Raw genomic sequence first — 21,644 nt, forward strand, 5'->3', positions numbered from 1 at the left:
AGCTGCGCGTTTCACCAAGCCTGGCCGCGCCGTAGCCCCTTGATCTTATCCGCACAGGGGGATAGGTCAGCCGATACTGGAAGGGGCGTGCGGCGATTCGCACGCCGCTTTTTGTTGGGCTGCAGCCAAAGGCTGTTTGGAGATATTTGGCAGGTCATTCGCCTGCCGGGAACACAAGGACACTCAGGTTCATGGCGAAACGGTGGTATTCGGTCAGCGTTCTTTCGAACTTCGAAAAGAAAATCGCAGAGCAGATTCGCGCCGCGGTCGTGGAGCAGAGTCTCGAGGACGAGATTGACGAGGTTCTGGTTCCCACAGAGGAAGTGATCGAAATCCGGCGCGGCAAGAAGGTTTCGACCGAACGCCGCTTCATGCCGGGCTATGTGCTTGTGCACATGGAAATGTCCGACAAGGGCTATCACCTGATTTCCTCGATCAACCGCGTCACCGGTTTTCTGGGCCCGCAAGGCCGCCCGATGCCGATGCGCGATGCCGAGGTACAGGGCATCCTGGGTCGCGTCGAGGAAGGTGTCGAAGCGCCGCGCACGCTTATCTCCTACGAGATCGGTGAGCGGGTTAAGGTCAACGATGGCCCCTTCGAGGACTTCGACGGCATGGTCGAAGGCGTCGACGACGACAACCAGAAGCTCAAGGTCACCGTGTCCATCTTTGGCCGCGAAACCCCGGTGGAGCTGGACTTCACCCAGGTGACCAAGCAGAGCTGATCCAGCCGTCCGCGAGGACAGCGATCCGAATTTCCCGTTGGGAACATGGCAGTCGGCCCCTATGATGGGGCCGATTTTCTTTTGTTCAGCCGGAGTCTGCCACCTATGAAACTGCTTGTGGTGTCGACCAATGCCGCCCTGACAATGGGGGGCGAGGCGATGAAGGCACTGCAATATGTGCAACAGCTGCTGGCGCAGGGGCGTGACGTTACCCTGATCACCCATGACCGTTGCCGCGCGGCGCTGGCAGATCAGCTGCCCGAGGGTCGGGTGATCTATGTGCGCGACAGTGCCATGATGAGGGCCTGCTGGCGCACGCCGGGGCTGGCGCGTCTGGTCAACAGTTTCTTCCATCTGGAAGTGGCACGGATCTGTCGTGACTTCGATCCGGACGGTGTGGTGATCCACTATCTCTGCCCGATTTCACCGGTAGAGCAGCGCTTCCCGCCGAAGGGGTACCGCTATGTGATCGGGCCGCTGTCGGGCAACATCTTCTACCCGCCCGGATTTCGACATCTGGCCGGGCGCGGGTTGCGGTTGCAGCAGCGGATATACCGACCCTTGCAGAAATTACTGGGCCTGTTCTCGCGACAGTTTGCGCGCGCCGAGCGGGTGCTGGTGTCGGGCTATGACCGCACGCGGGAGGCGCTGGACTGGGCGGGCTGCCCGCCGGGTCGCATCGAAGAGGTCTGGGACGCGGGGCTGAGTGAGGCGCTGTTTGATCGTCACCGCATCCACCCGGCAGAGAGCCCGCCGCATTTTGTCTGGATCGGGCGCATGGTGCCCTACAAAGGGGCCGAGCTGGCGATCCGAGCGCTCTCTCATGCACCGGAACAAAGCCAACTGACCCTATATGGCGATGGCCCGCAACGGGCTGAGCTGGAGGCTTTGGTACGTGAATTGAACCTCGGTGCGCGTGTGACCTTCGCCGGGTGGTTGCCACATGATGCCCTTGCGGACACGCTGGGACGCTTTCGCGGCCTGTTGTTCCCGACCCTGCGCGAGGCGAACGGGATTATCATGCAGGAAGCCATGGCCATCGGTCTTCCGGTGGTGACCCTGCGCTGGGGCGGGCCGTTGGGGTTGGCCGAGGAGGGTGAGGCCTTGTTTGTCGATGCGGGCTCGCAAGGGCAGGTGGTGCGTGATCTCGCGGGCGCCATGCAGAGGCTGGCGCATGAGCCGGATCTGGCAGAGTGTATTTCGCAAGCGGCGCGCGCCAAGGCCGAAGCGGCGTTTCCGTGGGGCCGGGTTGCGGACAGCTGGTATGCCGCTGCACGCGCCGCCCATGACAGGACCGCGGGCGGATCGCGGGAGGCGCGCGCGCGGCACGTTGATGCACCTTCAGGGGTTGATTCCGACCAACATAGGGCGTAACAGCCGCCAATCGGCCCGGTTTCTCAACCGGGTGTGATTCTTGTGGGAGGCCGAGGCGTCGCGACGCGAAGGTCGGACCACGCAACGTAATAAGGCCAAGGGGCGCGCCCTGAGGCTGTTGAATTAGGAGACAACCAGATGGCTAAGAAGCTTGTTGGTTCGATGAAACTGCAGGTTCCTGCAGGTCAGGCAAACCCATCCCCGCCAGTTGGCCCGGCCCTCGGTCAGCGCGGCATCAACATCATGGAATTCTGCAAGGCGTTCAACGCCAAGACCGCAGACATGGAGCAAGGCGCCCCTTGCCCGACCGTGATCACCTACTATCAGGACAAGTCCTTCACCATGGACATCAAGACGCCGCCCGCGTCTTACTACCTGAAGAAGGCCGCCAACCTGAAATCCGGCGCGAGCGCTCCGAGCCGTGAAGTGGCGGGCACCGTCACCGCTGCTCAGGTGAAAGAGATCGCCGAAGCGAAGATGAAAGATCTGAACGCGAACGATATCGAATCCGCGATGCAGATCATCCTGGGCTCCGCCCGTTCCATGGGCATTGAGGTGAAGTAAGATGGCAAAGCTCGGTAAACGTACCCGCGCAGCGCGCGACGCCTTCGCAGGCAAATCGAACCTCACCGTTGAAGAGGCCGTCGCACTGGTAAAGGCAAACGCCGCCACCAAATTCGACGAAACCATCGACATCGCGATGAACCTGGGCGTTGACACCCGTCACGCAGACCAGATGGTCCGCGGCGTTGTTGGCCTGCCCAACGGCACCGGCAAAACCATGCGCGTTGCTGTTTTTGCACGCGGCCCCAAAGCTGAAGAAGCTCAGGCCGCTGGCGCAGATATCGTTGGCGCAGAAGACCTGATGGAAACCATCCAGGGCGGCACCATCGAATTTGATCGCTGCATCGCGACCCCGGACATGATGCCCGTCGTTGGCCGTCTGGGTAAGATCCTTGGCCCGCGCAACCTGATGCCGAACCCCAAGGTTGGCACCGTGACCATGGACGTGAAAACCGCCGTGGAAGCTGCCAAAGGTGGTGAAGTTCAGTTCAAAGCGGAAAAAGGCGGCGTTGTGCACGCCGGCGTTGGCAAAGCGTCCTTCGACGAAGCCAAGCTGGTCGAAAACGTTCGTGCCTTCATCTCTGCCGTGTCCAAGGCGAAGCCTGCAGGCGCCAAAGGCACCTACATGAAGAAAATCGCTCTGTCCTCCACTATGGGCCCGGGCGTGACGCTTGACGTGGACGGCGCTGTTTCCGAGTAATTCGGACACCTCCACTTCCTGAAAAAGAGAGGCGGCACTTTGGTGTCGCCTTTTTTTGTTCTTGATTGGCCGCTATGTGAGAGTGCGTTGAGGTAGGTGGCTTTGGCGCGCAGATCAGGCAAAATGCGCGGGTTGGTCAACGAAGGTGTGGGAAAAACGCGGAAATGGCAGAGGCTGAGTCACAGGTCTGGCGGGTTGGCGCCATCATGAACGAACCTCTGCCGGAGGTGCTGAAGTTCTGCGCATGGTATCTTGCGCTTGGCGCCGACGAGGTGGTGATCTGCTTTGACAATCCTGATGATCCGGCGATCGACATCTTGTCCGACCATCCTCGCTTGCGCTGTATTTCCTGTACCCCCGCGTTTTGGCAGTCTCTGGGCCTCACTGCTGATGACGCCTTTGTCACCCGCCAGAATGCAGCGCTGACATGGATCTATCAGAAGTATCCTGATGGTTGGTTGCTGAATGTCGATGCGGATGAGTTCTTGTTTTTTGAGGGACGCAGCGTTGCGGACGTGCTTGCGAGCGTTCCCATCGACAAGAAGTCGCTTCGGGTAAAGACCGCCGAACGGATCATGGCGCAGGATGAGGCGGTGCTCACGCATTTCCGTCTGCCGATGGAGCGCGCTGTCCGCCATGCGGTTTACGGCGAAGACGCGCAGCTGTTTGGTCCACGTCGGCAGGGCTTGGTCGGCCATGCGCATGGAAAATCTATCGTGCGCTGCGGTATCGAAGGTCTGGTCCTGCGTCAGCACTGGCCGCGATACCTGCGCTCAGATGGCGCTGACGAAATGGTCCTGCACAATGAGGACGGCGCATACCTGTTGCATATGATCGGTGAGAGCTACGAGATTTGGCGCAACAAGCTGGCTTGGCGCTCGCATGCGCGCGGGTTTACCGATGGGCTGACCGACCGGGTGAAGCTTGCTCAACGCTCCAGCGATCCCGAAGAGGCTTTGCGGGATTTGCATCAGCGGCTTCACCATGCAACACCGGAGCGATTGGCGGCGCTGAACGCGCAGGGCGTGCTCTTGACTCTTTCAATGGATATCGACGGGCTGGTGCGCGAGTACTTCTGGGTGTCAGCATCGGACCTGGATGCTACCGGCAAAGGGCAAGCGACATAAAATGCGCAGCTGTAAAGGGTGAGGGCGGGAGAATGACAACATGGTCCGTGGTCGCGATCCTGAAGGAGCCCTGGCCTGTTCTGGAGCGGTTCATCTCCTGGCATCTGGCGGCTGGCGCGGAGCGTTTGCATCTGGTTTTCGACGATCCTGAGGACCCGTCGATTTCTCGGCTCGAAGGTCATCCTGCACTTGATATTCACCGCGCGACGCCGGACTTCTGGCGGTCTTGCGGCGCCAAGCCTGGCGGGCACTTTACCCATCGGCAAAACATGTCGATGAACTACCTCTACCAGCGCGCGACCAGCGATTGGGTTTTGAACCTTGATGGTGATGAGCTGCTGTATTGTCGTGACGGTCGATTGGCCGATCTTCTCGACACGCAGCCTCCCGAGGTCCGCAGTCTGCTTTTGGGCGTGGCGGAGCATGTCGGGCGTCGCGCCGATGGCGCGTGCGACCAGTTCCGTCTCCCCATGTGGCCGCGTCTGTCGCGCCGGGTCTATGGCGAGTTCTCACGCTACATGGAGGGCAACAAGGGGCTGGTGGGGCATACCGTCGGCAAAAGCGTTGTCCGTACTGGCATTGCCTCCAAGCGGTTCCATCCTCATTGGCTGGTGGCAGAAGATGGGGCGCGCATCTTGGATAAGAAAATCGTTGCGGAAGATGGCGTCGGGATCCTGCACTTCTATGCTGATCGCTATGACGTGTGGCGGCGCAAGCTTGAGTATCGGGTGCAGGCACAGGCACGCAGTCGACGTACCGAGATCCTCGACGCCTTGCTCGAGATACTGAACGCGGGTGATGAGGCGCGGCTTCGGGATTTCTATCAGCGCATGCATCACCTTGATGTGCGGCAGGCCAAGTTGCTTTTGTCGCGCGATCGCCTGCTGGAGGTGGATGTCACTCATGCACCGCTGTTCGACGGGCCTGCGGAGGGGTTCTCCGAACCTTGCGAGGCTGCGCCGTTTTCCAATTAAGGGGTTGGAAATCTGGCTTCGCAGGACTATGTACGGCCCACGGAGCAAAGCGTGCGATTCGTCGCGCGCTTTATTCCTTTTCGTCCAAGAAGGTGGGTGACCTGTCGATCAGGTCTTAATTTCCCTCCTGAGACGGGTAAAGACCAAGATTAGATCGAGGGTTTTCTAGCTCTCGGGCGACTTTGGCTAAAACCCCGTAAAACGGACTGGACCGCCGGACCCCTCGGGGTGCGGCAGAAATGAGCCGGGGCATTTGCCCCTAACTTGGAGAGAACTGTGGATAGAGCCCAGAAAGAGAAAGTGGTCGAGGAACTCGGCCAGATCTTCGAAAGCTCTGGCGTGGTGGTCGTAGCCCACTACACCGGTCTGACAGTTGCCGAGATGCAGGACCTTCGCGCACGTGCTCGTGACGCGGGCGGCTCCGTGCGTGTTGCCAAAAACAGGCTCGCCAAAATCGCCCTCGAGGGTAAGCCGTGTGAAAACATGTCTGACCTGCTGACAGGGATGACCGTACTGACCTATTCCGAAGACCCCGTGTCCGCCGCCAAGGTGGCCGAGGGTTTCGCTAAGGATAACAAAAAGTTTGAGATCCTCGGCGGCGCAATGGGTGAGAACGCTCTTGACCGCGCAGGCGTCGAAGCCGTGTCGAAAATGCCGTCCCGTGATGAGCTCATTGCTCAGATCGCAAGCTGCATTGGCGCACCGGCCTCCAACATCGCCGGCGCAATTGGCGCACCTGCAAGCAACATCGCAAGCATTCTTTCGACCATCGAAGAGAAGGCGGAAGCTGCGTAAGCGGTTGGCACTTAATGACTGGCGTAGGGCGCAAACTGCCCACGTTGGAACACACATCTGTAAACGGAAAGAGCTGATACAATGGCTGATCTGAAAGCACTCGCGGAAAGCATCGTTGGTCTGACCCTGCTGGAAGCACAAGAACTGAAAACCATCCTCAAGGACGAGTATGACATCGAGCCCGCAGCTGGCGGCGCCGTGATGATGGCTGGTCCTGCAGGCGGCGACGCAGCTGCTGAGGAAGAGAAAACTGAATTCGACGTCGTTCTGAAGAACGCCGGCGCGTCCAAGATCAACGTGATCAAAGAAGTCCGCGGCATCACCGGTCTGGGCCTCAAAGAAGCCAAAGAGCTCGTTGAAGCTGGCGGCAAGATCAAAGAAGCTGTGTCCAAGGACGAAGCTGAAGAGATCAAAGGCAAGCTGGAAGCAGCTGGCGCCGAAGTCGAGCTGGCCTAAGCTAGCGCGCGGGGACATTTGGGCGCGAATTCACTCTGGATTTTTTCAGGTGACTTCTGCTCTATAGGCCTCGAAATTATTGGCTGGATCCGGGGAAACCCGGGTCCGGCTGAATCTGTCTCAGAAAGGGGCCTTTCTACCGGACGTCAGGTAGGCCCTTTTTTCAGGCGAGGTTCGTTGGATCGGGAGGCCGCCATTCGGGACGGTGGCCATGAATTGATCCAGACCACGCTGTCTCTGACGGACGAGGTGCCGGGGCCCGGCGGCATCCTTGTGTGTTGAGAACTCTGAAAGGTGACATCTGACATGGCTCAATCGTTCCTTGGCCAGAAACGTCTTCGCAAATATTACGGCAAGATCCGCGAAGTGCTGGACATGCCGAACCTCATCGAGGTCCAGAAATCTTCCTACGATCTATTCCTTCGCTCCGGCGATGAAGCCCTGCCGCTCGACGGCGAGGGCATCAAAGGCGTGTTCCAGTCGGTTTTCCCGATCAAGGATTTCAACGAAACCTCCGTTCTGGAGTTCGTGAGCTACGCGCTTGAGCGTCCGAAGTACGACGTCGACGAGTGCATGCAGCGTGACATGACCTATGCGGCTCCGCTGAAGGTCACCCTGCGTTTGATCGTCTTTGATGTCGATGAGGACACCGGCGCCAAATCCGTGAAGGACATCAAGGAACAGGACGTCTTCATGGGCGATATGCCTTTGATGACCCCGAACGGCACATTTGTCGTCAACGGCACCGAGCGAGTGATCGTGTCCCAGATGCACCGTTCGCCGGGCGTGTTCTTCGACCACGACAAAGGCAAGACCCACTCCTCGGGCAAGCTGCTGTTCGCCTGCCGCATCATCCCGTATCGCGGCTCCTGGCTCGATTTCGAATTCGACGCGAAAGACATCGTCTTTGCCCGCATCGACCGTCGCCGCAAGCTGCCGGTGACCACGCTGCTCTATGCCCTGGGTCTCGACCAGGAAGGCATCATGGATGCCTACTACAACACCGTGAACTTCAAGCTTGAGAAGTCGCGCGGCTGGGTCGCGCCGTTCTTCCCCGAGCGCGTGCGCGGCACCCGTCCGACCTATGACCTCGTGGATGCCGCCACTGGCGAAATCATCTGCGAAGCCGGCAAGAAGGTCACCCCGCGCGCCGTCAAGAAGATGATCGACGAAGGCAACATCACCGAGCTGCTGGTGCCCTTCGAGCATATCGTCGGCAAATATGTCGCCAAGGACATCATCAACGAAGAAAACGGCGCGATCTACGTCGAAGCCGGTGATGAGCTGACCTTGGAATACGACAAAGATGGCGACATCATTGGCGGCTCCGTCAAGGAACTGCTGGATGCGGGCGTCACCGACATTCCGGTTCTCGACATCGACAACATCAATGTCGGTCCCTACATGCGCAACACCATGGCGGCAGACAAGAACATGGGCCGCGACACCGCGCTCATGGACATCTACCGCGTGATGCGTCCGGGCGAGCCGCCCACCGTCGAAGCCGCCTCCGCGCTGTTCGACACGCTGTTCTTTGATTCCGAGCGTTATGACCTCTCCGCTGTGGGGCGCGTGAAGATGAACATGCGTCTGGCACTGGATGCAGAAGACACCATGCGCACCCTGCGCAAGGAAGACATCGTCGCCTGTATCAAGGCGCTGGTGGAGCTGCGTGACGGCAAGGGTGACATCGACGACATCGACCACCTCGGCAACCGTCGTGTGCGCTCGGTTGGCGAGCTGATGGAAAACCAGTACCGCGTTGGTCTGCTGCGCATGGAGCGCGCGATCAAGGAACGTATGTCCTCGGTCGAGATCGACACCGTGATGCCGCAGGATCTGATCAACGCCAAGCCCGCCGCTGCGGCTGTGCGTGAATTCTTCGGCTCTTCGCAGCTGTCGCAGTTCATGGACCAGACCAACCCGCTGTCGGAAGTCACCCACAAACGCCGTCTCTCGGCGCTTGGCCCCGGCGGTCTGACCCGCGAGCGTGCCGGCTTTGAGGTGCGCGACGTTCACCCGACCCACTATGGTCGGATGTGCCCGATTGAAACGCCGGAAGGTCCGAACATTGGTCTGATCAACTCGCTGGCGACCTTTGCCCGGGTGAACAAATACGGCTTCATCGAGACCCCTTATCGCGTTGTGAACGACGGTCAGGTGACCGATGAGGTTCACTACATGTCCGCGACCGAGGAAATGCGTCACACCGTGGCGCAGGCAAACGCAAACCTCGACGAGAACAACCGCTTCGTGAATGACCTCGTGTCCACCCGTCAGTCGGGTGACTACACGCTGGCCCCGAACGAAAGCGTTGACCTCATCGACGTTTCGCCCAAGCAGCTGGTATCGGTTGCGGCCTCGCTCATTCCGTTCCTTGAAAACGACGATGCTAACCGCGCTCTGATGGGTTCGAACATGCAACGTCAGGCGGTTCCGCTCCTGCGCGCAGAAGCGCCGCTGGTCGGCACCGGCATCGAGGAAATCGTGGCGCGCGACTCCGGTGCGGCGATCATGGCGAAACGCGCAGGCGTGATCGACCAGATCGACGCCCAGCGTATCGTGATCCGCGCCACCTCCGATCTGGAGATGGGCGACGCGGGTGTGGACATCTACCGCATGCGCAAGTTCCAGCGCTCGAACCAGAACACCTGCATCAACCAGCGTCCGCTGGTGAAAGTGGGTCAGACGGTCTCAAAAGGCGAAGTGATTGCAGATGGTCCGTCCACGGACATGGGTGAACTGGCGCTCGGCAAGAACGTCGTCGTCGCCTTCATGCCCTGGAATGGCTATAACTACGAAGACTCCATCCTGATCTCCGAGCGGATTGCCCGTGACGACGTCTTCACCTCGATCCACATCGAGGAATTCGAAGTCGCCGCCCGTGACACCAAGCTTGGTCCGGAAGAGATCACCCGCGATATCCCGAACGTCGGTGAGGAAGCCCTGCGCAACCTCGACGAAGCGGGCATCGTCTACATCGGTGCTGATGTGGAACCGGGCGATATCCTCGTGGGTAAGATCACGCCGAAGGGTGAAAGCCCGATGACGCCGGAAGAAAAGCTTCTGCGTGCCATCTTTGGCGAGAAAGCCTCTGACGTGCGCGACACCTCGCTGCGTGTGAAGCCGGGCGACTACGGTACTGTTGTCGAAGTGCGTGTCTTCAACCGCCATGGCGTGGAAAAAGACGAGCGTGCGCTGCAGATCGAGCGTGAAGAAGTCGAACGTCTGGCCCGTGACCGGGACGATGAGCTCGGCATTCTGGACCGCAACATCTACGCGCGTTTGCGGGATCTGTTGATGGGCAAGACTGCCGTCAAGGGGCCCAAGGGCGTGCGCGGCAATACCGTCATCGACGAGGACCTGCTGGACAACCAGCTGACCCGTGGTCAGTGGTGGATGCTGGCGCTTGAGGACGAGAAAGACGCTCAGATCCTCGAAGCCCTGAACGAGCAGTACGAAGCACAAAAGCGTGCTCTGGATGCCCGTTTCGAGGACAAGGTCGAGAAAGTCCGTCGTGGCGACGATCTGCCGCCGGGTGTGATGAAGATGGTCAAGGTCTTCATCGCCGTGAAGCGCAAGCTGCAGCCGGGCGACAAGATGGCCGGTCGTCACGGGAACAAGGGTGTTATCTCCCGCGTGGTGCCGATGGAGGACATGCCGTTCCTCGCAGATGGTACTCCGGTGGACTTCTGCCTCAACCCGCTCGGCGTGCCGTCGCGTATGAACGTCGGTCAGATTCTTGAAACCCACATGGGTTGGGCCGCGCGCGGTCTGGGTCTGAAAATCGACGATGCGCTGCAGGACTATCGCCGGACCGGTGATCTGACCCCTGTGCGTGACGCCATGCGTGAAGCCTATGGTGAGGACGTCTACGACGAGGGCATCTCCGACATGGACGAGACACAGCTGGTTGAAGCGGCGGGCAACGTGACCCGCGGTGTTCCGATCGCCACGCCGGTCTTCGACGGTGCCAAGGAAGATGACGTCAACGACTCGCTGATCCGCGCAGGCTTTGACAAATCCGGTCAGTCGATCCTGTTCGACGGCCGCACCGGCGAGCAGTTTGCACGCCCGGTTACCGTCGGCATCAAGTACCTGCTGAAGCTGCACCACCTGGTGGACGACAAGATCCACGCCCGTTCCACTGGTCCGTACTCGCTGGTCACCCAGCAGCCGCTCGGTGGTAAGGCGCAGTTCGGTGGTCAGCGCTTTGGTGAGATGGAAGTCTGGGCTCTGGAAGCCTACGGCGCCGCCTACACCCTGCAGGAGATGCTCACCGTGAAATCGGATGACGTCGCCGGCCGGACCAAGGTCTATGAGTCGATCGTCAAGGGCGAGGACAACTTTGAAGCGGGCGTTCCCGAGAGCTTTAACGTTCTCGTCAAGGAAGTCCGCGGCCTCGGCCTGAACATGGAACTCCTGGATGCGGAGGTTGAGGAGTAAGGGCCCCGCGCCCTTACCCCACTCCCCCCTTCCGCAAAATTTGAGGTATCAAAATGAACCAGGAACTGACGAACAATCCGTTCAATCCGCTGACCCCGCAGAAGGTCTTTGACGAGATCAAGGTCTCTCTGGCGTCGCCGGAACGCATTTTGTCTTGGTCCTACGGCGAAATCAAAAAGCCGGAAACCATCAACTACCGTACGTTCAAGCCTGAGCGTGACGGTCTGTTCTGCGCGCGTATCTTTGGTCCGATCAAAGACTACGAATGCCTGTGCGGCAAATATAAGCGCATGAAATATCGCGGCGTCGTCTGCGAGAAATGCGGTGTGGAAGTCACGCTGCAGAAGGTCCGTCGCGAGCGTATGGGCCACATCGAGCTGGCCTCGCCGGTCGCGCATATCTGGTTCCTGAAGTCGCTCCCGTCCCGGATCGGCCTCATGCTGGACATGACCCTGCGTGATCTGGAACGTGTTCTCTACTTTGAAAACTACGTTGTGATCGAACCCGGTCTGACAGATCTGACCTACGGTCAGATGATGACCGAAGAAGAGTTCATGGACGCTCAGGATGCCTATGGCATGGACGCTTTCACCGCCAACATCGGTGCTGAAGCGATCCGTGAAATGCTGGCGGCGATCGATCTGGAAGCCGAAGCAGAGCACCTGCGTGCCGAGCTGGCCGAAGCCACCGGTGAGCTGAAGCCCAAGAAGATCATCAAACGTCTGAAAGTCGTGGAATCCTTCCTCGAGTCGGGCAACCGTCCCGAGTGGATGATCATGACCGTGATCCCGGTCATCCCGCCGGAACTGCGGCCGCTGGTTCCGCTGGATGGTGGTCGCTTTGCGACGTCCGACCTCAACGACCTCTATCGTCGTGTGATCAACCGGAACAACCGTCTGAAGCGTCTGATCGAACTGCGTGCGCCTGACATCATCGTCCGCAACGAAAAGCGGATGCTGCAAGAGTCGGTTGATGCTCTGTTCGACAACGGCCGTCGTGGTCGCGTCATCACCGGTGCCAACAAGCGCCCGCTGAAGTCGCTCTCCGACATGCTGAAAGGTAAGCAAGGTCGCTTCCGTCAGAACCTTTTGGGTAAGCGCGTCGACTTCTCCGGTCGTTCGGTGATTGTGACCGGCCCGGAACTGAAGCTGCACCAGTGCGGTCTGCCCAAGAAGATGGCGCTCGAACTCTTCAAGCCGTTCATCTATTCGCGTCTGGAGGCCAAAGGTCTGTCCTCCACCGTGAAGCAGGCGAAGAAGCTCGTCGAAAAAGAGCGTCCCGAAGTTTGGGACATCCTCGACGAGGTGATCCGCGAGCACCCGGTGATGCTGAACCGCGCACCGACGCTGCACCGTCTTGGTATTCAGGCGTTCGAACCCACGCTGATCGAAGGTAAAGCGATCCAGCTGCACCCGCTGGTCTGCTCGGCGTTCAACGCGGACTTCGACGGCGACCAGATGGCTGTGCACGTCCCGCTGAGCCTTGAGGCCCAGCTGGAAGCGCGCGTCCTGATGATGTCCACGAACAACGTTCTGTCGCCTGCAAACGGCGCGCCGATCATCGTTCCCTCGCAGGATATGATCTTGGGCCTTTACTATCTCACGCTGGCGCGTGAAGGCGTGAAGGGCGAAGGCATGGTCTTTGGCAACCTGGACGAGGTGCATCACGCGCTGAACGCCGGGGTTGTGCATCTGCACTCCAAGGTGACCGTGCGGGTTCCGCAGATCGACGAAGAGGGCAACGAAGTCTTCGAACGCTTTGAGACCACACCGGGCCGTGCCCTGTTGGGGGCTCTGCTGCCGAAGAACGCCAAGGCGCCCTTCGAGCTGGTCAACCGTCTGCTGCGCAAACGCGAAGTTCAGCAGGTCATCGACACCGTCTACCGTTACTGCGGTCAGAAAGAGTCCGTGATCTTCTGTGACCAGATCATGACCATGGGCTTCCGTGAAGCGTTCAAGGCCGGCATCTCGTTCGGTAAGGACGACATGGTGATCCCAGAGACCAAGTGGACCATCGTCGACAGCACGCGTGATCAGGTGAAAGACTTTGAGCAGCAGTACATGGACGGCCTGATCACTCAGGGCGAAAAGTACAACAAAGTCGTGGATGCCTGGTCGAAGTGTAACGACAAGCTGACCGAGGCCATGATGTCCACCATCTCGGCGGTCAAGAAGGACGAGGATGGCTCCGACATGGAACCGAACTCGGTTTACATGATGGCCCACTCCGGTGCGCGTGGCTCCGTGACGCAGATGCGTCAGCTGGGCGGCATGCGCGGCCTGATGGCCAAGCCGAACGGCGACATCATCGAGACACCGGTTATCTCGAACTTTAAAGAAGGTCTGACCGTTCTGGAGTACTTCAACTCCACCCACGGTGCCCGTAAGGGTCTGTCGGATACCGCTTTGAAGACCGCGAACTCCGGTTACCTCACCCGTCGTCTGGTGGACGTGGCGCAGGACTGCATCGTGCGCGAGCATGATTGTGGCACCGAACGTGCGATCACCGCAGAGGCGGCTGTCAACGACGGTGAAGTCGTGGCCTCCATCGGCGAGCGCATCCTGGGTCGCGTTGCGGCAGATGATGTGAAGCGTCCCGGCACCGAAGAGATCCTGCTGGCCGCCGGTCAGCTGATCGACGAACGCATGGCGGATACAATCGAAGAAGCCGGCGTTCAGTCCATGCGCATCCGCAGCCCGCTGACCTGTGAAAGCGAAGAGGGCGTCTGCGCCATGTGCTATGGCCGTGACCTTGCACGCGGTACCATGGTCAACTCCGGTGAGGCTGTCGGCATCATCGCGGCGCAGTCGATCGGTGAACCCGGCACCCAGCTGACGATGCGGACGTTCCACATCGGCGGCGTGGCACAGGGTGGCCAGCAGTCCTTCCTCGAGGCGTCCCAGGAGGGCAAGATCGTGTTCGAGAACACGAACACGCTCACCAACTCCAGCGGCGAAGTTCTGACCGTGGGTCGGAACATGAAGCTGATCATCCAGGACGAGCACGGCGAAGAACGGTCCAGCCACAAGCTGGGCTACGGCACCAAGCTGTTCGTCAAGGAAGGCCAGTCGGTCAACCGTGGCGACAAGCTGTTCGAATGGGATCCCTATACCCTGCCGATCATCGCCGAGAAGCCGGGTACCGCGAAATACGTCGACCTGGTCAATGGCCTGGCTGTGCGTGAGGAAACCGACGATGCCACCGGCATGACCCAGAAGATCGTGATCGACTGGCGTGCGGCACCTAAGGGTTCTGATCTGAAGCCGGAAATCATCCTTGTGGATGCGGATGGCGAGCCGGTGCGCAACGATCTGGGCAACCCGGTGACCTACCCGATGTCGGTGGATGCGATCCTGTCGGCGGAAGATGGTCAGGTGATCGAAACTGGTGACGTCGTGGCGCGTATCCCGCGTGAAGGCGCCAAGACCAAGGACATTACCGGTGGTCTGCCGCGTGTGGCCGAACTGTTCGAAGCCCGCCGTCCGAAAGATCACGCGATCATCGCCGAAATCGATGGTTACGTGCGCTTTGGTCGCGACTACAAGAACAAGCGCCGCATCTCGATCGAACCCGCGGATGAGACCATGGATGCCGTGGAATACATGGTGCCCAAGGGCAAGCACATCCCGGTGGTCGAAGGCGACTTCGTCCAGAAGGGCGACTACATCATGGACGGCAACCCGGCGCCGCATGACATCCTCTCCATCATGGGTGTCGAAGCGCTGGCCAACTACATGATCGACGAAGTCCAGGACGTTTATCGTCTGCAGGGTGTGAAGATCAACGACAAGCACATCGAGGTGATCGTTCGCCAGATGCTGCAGAAGTGGGAGATCTCCGACTCCGGCGAGACCACGCTGCTCAAGGGCGAGCACGTGGACAAGCAAGAGTTCGATCAGGCCAACGAGAAGGCGCTGTCGCGTGGCAAACGTCCGGCTCAGGGTGCACCCATCCTGCTTGGTATCACCAAGGCGTCGCTGCAGACCCGCTCCTTCATCTCGGCGGCCTCCTTCCAGGAGACCACTCGGGTGCTCACCGAAGCGTCGGTTCAGGGCAAGCGGGACAAGCTGGTTGGTCTCAAAGAGAACGTCATCGTGGGTCGCCTGATCCCAGCCGGTACCGGTGGCGCCACTCAGCAGGTCCGTCAGGTTGCATCCAGCCGTGACAATGTGGTCCTCGAGGCCCGTCGCATCGAGGCCGAAGCGGCTGCTGCCTTGGCGGCACCGATGATGGACGAGGACGCAGGTGATGCGGACTTCCTGGTGGAAACGCCGGAGAGCCGCGACTGAGAAACCTCGGTTTCGACATGATTTGAGGGAGCCCCGCGTCCACCGTGACGCGGGGCTTTTTCGTTTCGCACGCGGGGCGCTGCACGGCCTGCACCAAGTCTCTTGGCAAGGCGGCAGCGGCGTGGTCTCTGTGATGTGAGAACTGGGGAGAGGAGCAGCGCTGTGGCGGCAACATTCAATATGGTGGGCGTGATCCGCTTCTCGCTTCTGACGCCGACGTTCAACGCCGACCAGTTTCCCGATCTAAAGGCCGCGGCGACAGCGCTGTTTGATCCGGCGCGCATGGCGCTGCGCCTGCATCTGTTTGAAAACCTCTGCCTGCCTTCGCTGCTGCGACAGGGCGATCCGGACTTCCAGCTGGTGGTGGCGACGTCGAACCGTCTGCCGGATATGTATCTGCAAAAATTGTCAGATCTGCTCGCGCCGCATTCACATCTGCATCTGGTTCAGTTTGGCGCCGCGAACCATTTCCAGATCCTGAAAGACGCCTATGAGCTGATCCCGGATGACGGCGAAAGCCATCGCATTCTGTTCCGCCTTGATGACGATGACGCGTTGGATGGGTCATATGTGAGCCGAACCAAGCGCCTGGCAGCAGGGCTATTGCCGCTGCAGGCGACGCCTGAGACCGTATATGCCATTGCCAACAACCGGGGCATCTACCTTGTCCGAGAGCCGGGCCAGCCCTCGCAGGTGATCGACAGTTGCGAGCGTGCGCCTTTGTCTGCCGGAACCGCGGTGGTGCGCCCCGTGGCGGGGCGGGGCAACCCCTATCGCTACAACCACCGTAAATTTGCCCAGCACTACCCGCTATTTTCCGACATCTCTGTTCCGGGGTTCCTGCGTACGGTGCATGAGGACAACCATTCCACACCAGCGATGATGGGGCTGACCGGGCGGCAGAGCGAGGCGGAGCTTGACGTCGATCTACGCCAGCACTTCGGCCTCTCCCTCGCTGAGCTGAAAGCCATCTGACATGATCGACCGATTGAACCCGAACCAGAAGGGGGCCCTGCTGATGTTGGGCAGCATGGCCTTCTTCACTTTCAACGACACGCTGGTGAAGCTGGTCGGCGCCACGGTGCCCCTCTGGCAGATCGTGACCATCCGCGGAATTATGGCCAGCCTGCTGCTATTGGTGCTGGCGCGTGCGATGGGCGCGTTGCGCTTCGACTTTGGCCGCAGAGACTGGGCGCTGGTGCTGGCGCGCTGTGCCACCGAAATGGCGGTCACCTATTTTTTCCTGTCGGCGCTGTTGCAGATGCCATTGGCAAATATCACCGCCGTGCTGCAGATGCTGCCTTTGACCGTGACACTCTGTGCTGCGCTGTTTCTGGGCGAAACGGTGGGCTGGCGGCGCAGCTTGGCCATCGCTCTTGGGTTTGTGGGTATGCTGCTGATCGTTCGTCCCGGTGGTGCGGATTTTGGTCCGGCCACGATCTATGCGCTGATCGCGGTGGCGCTGCTGACGGTGCGCGATCTGGTCACCCGGCAGATGTCGCCTGCGGTGCCATCGCTGACCGTGACATTCCTGTCGGCCTTTGCCGTTCTTCTATTCGGCCTCGGCTTGGGCCTTGGCGAGAGTTGGCAGCCGGTTGGCGGGCGTGAATGGCTGTGGCTGTGTGGTACGGCGGTTCTGATCCTGCTTGCTTACCTTTGCGCGGTGATGACGATCCGGGTCGGCGACGTCTCGGCAGTCGCTCCGCTGCGCTACACTGGGCTGGTCTGGGCGCTTCTGTTGGGCTGGGTGGTCTTTGGCGAGTTTCCCTCCGGCTTGACGTTGCTGGGGGCGGGACTTGTGGTTGCGGCAGGGCTGTTCACCCTGCTGCGAGAACGTCAGGTGGCGGAGAACACCTGACGCACCTCGGCATCCTTGATGGCAAAGCGGGCTTCGAATTCTGCCGCCTGCTCTGGTGTCAGGGGGCTTACGGGCACGGGCGCCACAGCTTTCTGCCGGGAATCGTTGGACCCATGGTGGCCACGCACGAACATCAGCGCATCGGACAGGGTAATGGTCGGCATGAAGCGCGGGATCTTCTGATGCGCAAAATTCATGATCGTCAGTGGGGTGCCGCCTCGAACATGCACGCCAAGGGCGGCCACGTAGTAAGGGCGATGGAGCGCTGCCGCTGCGATCCCCTCTGCGCTGAACTCGGCGACATAGCCCATGTTGAAATCTACAGCCACAGCGCGATGGCGCTCGATCAGCCCTGAACAATCGCTCACCGTTTGGCGTAGCCGCTCGACAAAATCAACCGACACCGCATCGTCGTCATCGTAGCGAAACTGCAGGCAGGGCGCATCGGGATCACGGCGGGCGTCATTCAGGATCGCCTTCATGATCGGGCGCTGCTGACGCGGCGGATGCTTCTGGAGACTGATCTGCGGGATGTCGGCCACCAGATCGCGTAGCCGGGTTTCGTGATGCGCCGGCAGGCTGTCACCGATGACGATAATCAGATCGAAGTCCTGATCCGTCTGCTCGCGCAGACAGGGCAGGGCGACCGTCTCAAACAGGCGGAACCGCTCTTCCAGCCGGGCCTCGGCGTAGAGAAACGCGATACGTTCCTCGATGCTGTTGTGTTCCACCTGAAAGCCGCCGATGGCAGGGTATGAAAAACGGCACAGCCCAATCACTTGCATTCTACCCCTCCCAAGGCACACAGTCGCCTGACTATGCCGTCCGGCGTGCTTGGCAGCAAGGTCAGGGCCCGAGCGCGACCGGGGCATGTGTTGACAACCCGGGCGACTCTGCATATACGCGCGCTATCCGGTTCGGAGGAGAAGTCCCTCTTACGCCGATATCATATCTGTAGTGGCTCAAGGTCAGGGCACTTTTACCACCCCGACCCTCTGTAAACCCACCGCGACGTTCACCTCGGAATGGGAGCGTTTGCGGTTTTTGCGTTTGCGTAAGTGGCAGAGGCAGATGAATTCGCCGCACGTCTCCGGGCATTCCGGGCCGCGTGCATGACATAGTGTTGCAAAACGGGGAATAACCGGAATGCCAACGATCCAACAGCTGATCCGCAAGCCGCGTCAGCCGAAAGTAAAGCGCTCCAAATCCATGCACCTGGAGCAGTGCCCACAAAAGCGCGGCGTCTGCACTCGCGTTTATACCACCACACCTAAGAAGCCGAACTCCGCTATGCGGAAAGTTGCGAAGGTTCGCCTGACCAACGGTTTCGAAGTGATCTCCTACATCCCGGGCGAATCCCACAACCTTCAGGAACACTCCGTGGTTCTGATCCGTGGCGGCCGTGTAAAAGACCTTCCGGGTGTCCGTTACCACATCCTGCGCGGTGTTCTGGATACCCAGGGCGTCAAAGACCGTAAGCAGCGTCGCTCCAAGTATGGCGCGAAGCGTCCTAAGTAATAAGAAGGATACTGATAGATGTCCCGTCGTCACGCTGCAGAAAAACGCGAAATTCTCCCCGACGCCAAGTTCGGTGACCGCGTTCTGTCCAAATTCATGAACAACCTGATGATCGATGGTAAAAAATCGGTCGCAGAGAGCATTGTCTACAACGCGTTCGACCGCGTTGAAGCAAAGATCAAGCGCGCTCCCGTGGAAGTGTTCCACGAAGCCCTCGACAACGTGAAACCCTCCGTTGAGGTTCGTTCGCGTCGTGTGGGTGGTGCCACCTACCAGGTGCCCGTTGAAGTGCGTCCCGAGCGCCGTGAAGCGCTCGCCATCCGTTGGTTGATCACTGCGGCCCGTGGCCGTAACGAGAACACAATGGAAGAGCGCCTCGCCGGTGAGCTCCTCGATGCTGTACAAAGCCGGGGTACTGCCGTTAAGAAGCGCGAAGACACGCACAAGATGGCTGAGGCTAACAAAGCCTTCTCGCATTATCGCTGGTAACTCTTTAGAGGCTCATCCAAATGGCACGCGACTATCCGCTAGACCGCTACCGTAACTTCGGTATCATGGCGCACATCGATGCAGGTAAAACCACCTGCTCCGAGCGCATCCTGTTTTACACCGGCAAATCCCACAACCTTGGTGAGGTGCACGATGGTGCGGCCACCATGGACTGGATGGAGCAGGAGCAGGAACGCGGTATTACCATCACCTCCGCGGCGACGACCACGTTCTGGGAGCGCACTGAGAACGGCACCGAGCCGGACTCCGAAAAGCACCGCCTGAACATCATCGACACCCCTGGCCACGTTGACTTCACCATCGAAGTCGAGCGTTCGCTCGCCGTTCTTGACGGCGCGGTGTGCGTTCTTGACGCCAACGCCGGTGTTGAACCGCAGACCGAAACCGTGTGGCGCCAAGCTGACCGCTACAAGGTTCCGCGTATGGTCTTCGTCAACAAGATGGACAAGATCGGCGCAGACTTCTTCAACTGCGTCAACATGATCGAAGACCGCACCGGCGCCCGCGCCGTGCCCGTCGGCATTCCGATCGGTGCCGAGACCGAGCTGGAAGGCCTGCTCGATCTGGTGACCATGGAAGAATGGCTGTGGCAGGGTGAAGACCTTGGTGCATCCTGGATCAAGGCTCCGATCCGTGAGAGCCTGCAGGACATGGCCAACGAATGGCGTGGCAAGATGATCGAAGCGGCTGTCGAAATGGACGACGCGGCGATGGAAAACTACCTGATGGACGGCGCCGAGCCTGACGTCGCCACCCTGCGCGATCTTCTGCGCAAAGGGACCCTGGCGATGGCATTCGTGCCTGTTCTGGGTGGCTCCGCGTTCAAGAACAAAGGCGTACAGCCTCTGCTCAACGCTGTGATCGACTATCTGCCCAGCCCGCTGGACGTTGTCGACTACATGGGCTTCAAACCCGGCGACGAAACAGAAACCCGTGACATTCCGCGTCGTGCGGATGACTCCATGGCGTTCTCTGGCCTGGCGTTCAAAATCATGAACGACCCCTTCGTCGGCTCCCTGACCTTCACCCGGATCTACTCCGGCGTGCTGAACAAGGGCGACTCGATCCTGAATGCCACCAAAGGCAAAAAAGAGCGCATCGGTCGTATGATGATGATGCACTCCAACAACCGGGAAGAGATCGAAGAAGCTTTCGCAGGCGACATCATCGCGCTGGCGGGTCTGAAGGACACCACCACCGGTGATACCCTCTGCGATCCCAAAGAGCCGGTCGTTCTGGAAACCATGACCTTCCCGGATCCGGTTATCGAGATCGCCGTGGAGCCCAAGACCAAGGGCGACCAGGAGAAAATGTCTCAGGGTCTGGCACGTCTTGCAGCCGAAGATCCGTCCTTCCGCGTGGAGACCGACCTCGAGTCCGGTCAGACCATCATGAAGGGCATGGGCGAACTTCACCTGGACATCCTCGTTGATCGTCTGAAGCGTGAATTCAAGGTCGAAGCCAACATCGGTGCGCCTCAGGTGGCCTACCGCGAGACCATCGGTCACGAGGTCGAGCACACCTACACCCACAAGAAACAGTCGGGTGGTTCGGGTCAGTTCGCCGAGGTGAAGATGATCATCTCGCCGACAGAAGCCGGTGAAGGCTTTTCCTTCGAATCCCGCATCGTTGGTGGTTCGGTTCCGAAGGAATACATCCCCGGTGTCGAAAAAGGCATCACCTCGGTCATGGACTCCGGTCCGTTGGCTGGCTTCCCGGTGATCGACTTCAAAGTTGCTCTGATCGACGGTAAGTTCCACGACGTGGACTCCAGCGTTCTGGCCTTTGAAATCGCTGCCCGTATGGCGATGCGTGAAGGTATGCGCAAAGCTGGTGCTAAGCTGCTTGAGCCGATCATGAAAGTCGAAGTGATCACTCCGGAAGAATACACCGGTAGCATCATTGGCGATCTGACATCCCGTCGGGGTCAGGTGTCCGGTCAGGAGCCGCGCGGCAACGCAATTGCGCTCGACGCAAATGTGCCGCTGGCCAACATGTTCGGTTACATCAACACCCTGCGCTCCATGTCCTCGGGCCGCGCGCAGTTCACCATGCAGTTCTCGCACTACGATCCGGTACCGCAGAACATCTCTGACGAGATCCAGGCGAAATACGCGTAAGCGTGACGAATTGGGGGGGCGCACAGAGGTGCGCTCCCTCCTTAAAGCTAAAAGGAGGCCATCATGGCTAAGGAAAAGTTCGAACGTAATAAGCCGCACGTCAACATCGGCACCATCGGCCACGTTGACCACGGTAAAACCACGCTGACCGCAGCAATCACCAAATACTTCGGTGACTTCCAGGCCTA

Annotated in this window: 17 protein-coding genes; 16 read left to right on the top strand and 1 reads right to left on the bottom strand. The window is 59.7% G+C overall.

Annotated elements, in window-relative coordinates:
• The first annotated feature begins 191 nt into the window (after positions 1-191).
• The 12 genes from nusG to CLV89_RS17515 all read left to right on the top strand — a co-directional run bounded on the left by nusG (position 192) and on the right by CLV89_RS17515 (position 17,308).
• Positions 192-725, top strand: coding sequence for a transcription termination/antitermination protein NusG (gene nusG, locus CLV89_RS17460; protein ID WP_106164958.1), 534 nt, complete (start codon positions 192-194; stop codon positions 723-725).
• A 105-nt stretch (positions 726-830) separates the two neighbouring features.
• A complete protein-coding gene (locus CLV89_RS17465) occupies positions 831-2,099 on the top strand; it encodes a glycosyltransferase family 4 protein (RefSeq protein ID WP_106164976.1) in 1,269 nt (422 codons plus the stop codon).
• Between the two features lie 138 nt (positions 2,100-2,237).
• On the top strand, positions 2,238-2,663 hold the full coding sequence (rplK, locus tag CLV89_RS17470; RefSeq protein ID WP_106164959.1) for a 50S ribosomal protein L11: 426 nt from the start codon (positions 2,238-2,240) through the stop codon (positions 2,661-2,663).
• A 1-nt stretch (position 2,664) separates the two neighbouring features.
• Positions 2,665-3,363: a 50S ribosomal protein L1 gene (gene rplA / locus CLV89_RS17475; RefSeq protein WP_106164960.1), complete on the top strand. Its 699-nt coding sequence runs from the start codon at positions 2,665-2,667 to the stop codon at positions 3,361-3,363.
• Between the two features lie 206 nt (positions 3,364-3,569).
• On the top strand, positions 3,570-4,490 hold the full coding sequence (locus tag CLV89_RS17480; RefSeq protein WP_243395051.1) for a glycosyltransferase family 2 protein: 921 nt from the start codon (positions 3,570-3,572) through the stop codon (positions 4,488-4,490).
• Positions 4,491-4,522: 32 nt separating this feature from the next.
• Complete coding sequence (locus CLV89_RS17485; RefSeq protein ID WP_106164962.1) at positions 4,523-5,464, top strand: glycosyltransferase family 2 protein; 942 nt, start codon at positions 4,523-4,525, stop codon at positions 5,462-5,464.
• 276 nt (positions 5,465-5,740) lie between these two features.
• Positions 5,741-6,259, top strand: a complete 519-nt coding sequence (gene rplJ / locus CLV89_RS17490) for a 50S ribosomal protein L10 (RefSeq protein WP_106164963.1) — start codon at positions 5,741-5,743, stop codon at positions 6,257-6,259.
• Positions 6,260-6,340: 81 nt separating this feature from the next.
• Positions 6,341-6,715, top strand: coding sequence for a 50S ribosomal protein L7/L12 (rplL, locus tag CLV89_RS17495; RefSeq protein ID WP_106164964.1), 375 nt, complete (start codon positions 6,341-6,343; stop codon positions 6,713-6,715).
• A 306-nt stretch (positions 6,716-7,021) separates the two neighbouring features.
• The gene (gene rpoB / locus CLV89_RS17500; protein ID WP_106164965.1) at positions 7,022-11,161 is read left to right on the top strand and encodes a DNA-directed RNA polymerase subunit beta; all 4,140 of its coding nucleotides are present in this window, start codon (positions 7,022-7,024) and stop codon (positions 11,159-11,161) included.
• 53 nt (positions 11,162-11,214) lie between these two features.
• Positions 11,215-15,450: a DNA-directed RNA polymerase subunit beta' gene (rpoC, locus tag CLV89_RS17505; RefSeq protein ID WP_106164966.1), complete on the top strand. Its 4,236-nt coding sequence runs from the start codon at positions 11,215-11,217 to the stop codon at positions 15,448-15,450.
• Positions 15,451-15,612: 162 nt separating this feature from the next.
• On the top strand, positions 15,613-16,425 hold the full coding sequence (locus CLV89_RS17510; protein WP_106164967.1) for a glycosyltransferase: 813 nt from the start codon (positions 15,613-15,615) through the stop codon (positions 16,423-16,425).
• Position 16,426: 1 nt separating this feature from the next.
• Positions 16,427-17,308 (top strand): DMT family transporter, encoded by an 882-nt coding sequence (locus CLV89_RS17515; RefSeq protein WP_106164968.1) that lies wholly within the window; start codon positions 16,427-16,429, stop codon positions 17,306-17,308.
• On the opposite strand, the gene CLV89_RS17520 is transcribed toward CLV89_RS17515, so the two are convergent.
• Complete coding sequence (locus CLV89_RS17520; RefSeq protein ID WP_106164969.1) at positions 17,287-18,093, bottom strand: putative rhamnosyl transferase; 807 nt, start codon at positions 18,091-18,093, stop codon at positions 17,287-17,289. The two genes, CLV89_RS17515 and CLV89_RS17520, sit on opposite strands and share 22 nt — an antisense overlap.
• A 361-nt stretch (positions 18,094-18,454) precedes the next feature.
• Here CLV89_RS17520 and rpsL point away from each other — a divergent pair, with 361 nt between their 5' ends.
• The 4 genes from rpsL to CLV89_RS17540 form a co-directional block, all read left to right on the top strand.
• The gene (gene rpsL / locus CLV89_RS17525) at positions 18,455-18,826 is read left to right on the top strand and encodes a 30S ribosomal protein S12 (RefSeq protein WP_005621086.1); all 372 of its coding nucleotides are present in this window, start codon (positions 18,455-18,457) and stop codon (positions 18,824-18,826) included.
• Positions 18,827-18,844: 18 nt separating this feature from the next.
• A complete protein-coding gene (gene rpsG, locus CLV89_RS17530; RefSeq protein WP_106164970.1) occupies positions 18,845-19,315 on the top strand; it encodes a 30S ribosomal protein S7 in 471 nt (156 codons plus the stop codon).
• 20 nt (positions 19,316-19,335) lie between these two features.
• Positions 19,336-21,456 carry an elongation factor G gene (gene fusA / locus CLV89_RS17535; protein WP_106164971.1) on the top strand — a complete coding sequence of 707 codons (2,121 nt, stop codon included), beginning with the start codon at positions 19,336-19,338 and terminating at the stop codon, positions 21,454-21,456.
• Between the two features lie 63 nt (positions 21,457-21,519).
• Positions 21,520-21,644, top strand: a 125-nt coding sequence (locus CLV89_RS17540; RefSeq protein WP_239479786.1) for a GTP-binding protein, incomplete at its 3' end; no start/stop codon positions are given.

The sequence above is a fragment of the Tritonibacter scottomollicae genome, assembly GCF_003003215.1.
GTDB lineage: Bacteria > Pseudomonadota > Alphaproteobacteria > Rhodobacterales > Rhodobacteraceae > Epibacterium > Epibacterium scottomollicae.

What these genes read in the sequence shown, in the direction of transcription:
- rpoC (WP_106164966.1), top strand. Translation starts at nt 11,215, where the DNA reads ATGAACCAGGAACTGACGAACAATCCGTTCAATCCGCTGACCCCGCAG.
- CLV89_RS17485 (WP_106164962.1), top strand. Translation starts at nt 4,523, where the DNA reads ATGACAACATGGTCCGTGGTCGCGATCCTGAAGGAGCCCTGGCCTGTT.
- rpsL (WP_005621086.1), top strand. Translation starts at nt 18,455, where the DNA reads ATGCCAACGATCCAACAGCTGATCCGCAAGCCGCGTCAGCCGAAAGTA.
- rpoB (WP_106164965.1), top strand. Translation starts at nt 7,022, where the DNA reads ATGGCTCAATCGTTCCTTGGCCAGAAACGTCTTCGCAAATATTACGGC.
- rpsG (WP_106164970.1), top strand. Translation starts at nt 18,845, where the DNA reads ATGTCCCGTCGTCACGCTGCAGAAAAACGCGAAATTCTCCCCGACGCC.
- CLV89_RS17515 (WP_106164968.1), top strand. Translation starts at nt 16,427, where the DNA reads ATGATCGACCGATTGAACCCGAACCAGAAGGGGGCCCTGCTGATGTTG.
- CLV89_RS17520 (WP_106164969.1), bottom strand. Translation starts at nt 18,093, where the DNA reads ATGCAAGTGATTGGGCTGTGCCGTTTTTCATACCCTGCCATCGGCGGC.
- rplA (WP_106164960.1), top strand. Translation starts at nt 2,665, where the DNA reads ATGGCAAAGCTCGGTAAACGTACCCGCGCAGCGCGCGACGCCTTCGCA.
- rplK (WP_106164959.1), top strand. Translation starts at nt 2,238, where the DNA reads ATGGCTAAGAAGCTTGTTGGTTCGATGAAACTGCAGGTTCCTGCAGGT.
- rplL (WP_106164964.1), top strand. Translation starts at nt 6,341, where the DNA reads ATGGCTGATCTGAAAGCACTCGCGGAAAGCATCGTTGGTCTGACCCTG.
- fusA (WP_106164971.1), top strand. Translation starts at nt 19,336, where the DNA reads ATGGCACGCGACTATCCGCTAGACCGCTACCGTAACTTCGGTATCATG.
- nusG (WP_106164958.1), top strand. Translation starts at nt 192, where the DNA reads ATGGCGAAACGGTGGTATTCGGTCAGCGTTCTTTCGAACTTCGAAAAG.
- CLV89_RS17480 (WP_243395051.1), top strand. Translation starts at nt 3,570, where the DNA reads ATGAACGAACCTCTGCCGGAGGTGCTGAAGTTCTGCGCATGGTATCTT.
- CLV89_RS17465 (WP_106164976.1), top strand. Translation starts at nt 831, where the DNA reads ATGAAACTGCTTGTGGTGTCGACCAATGCCGCCCTGACAATGGGGGGC.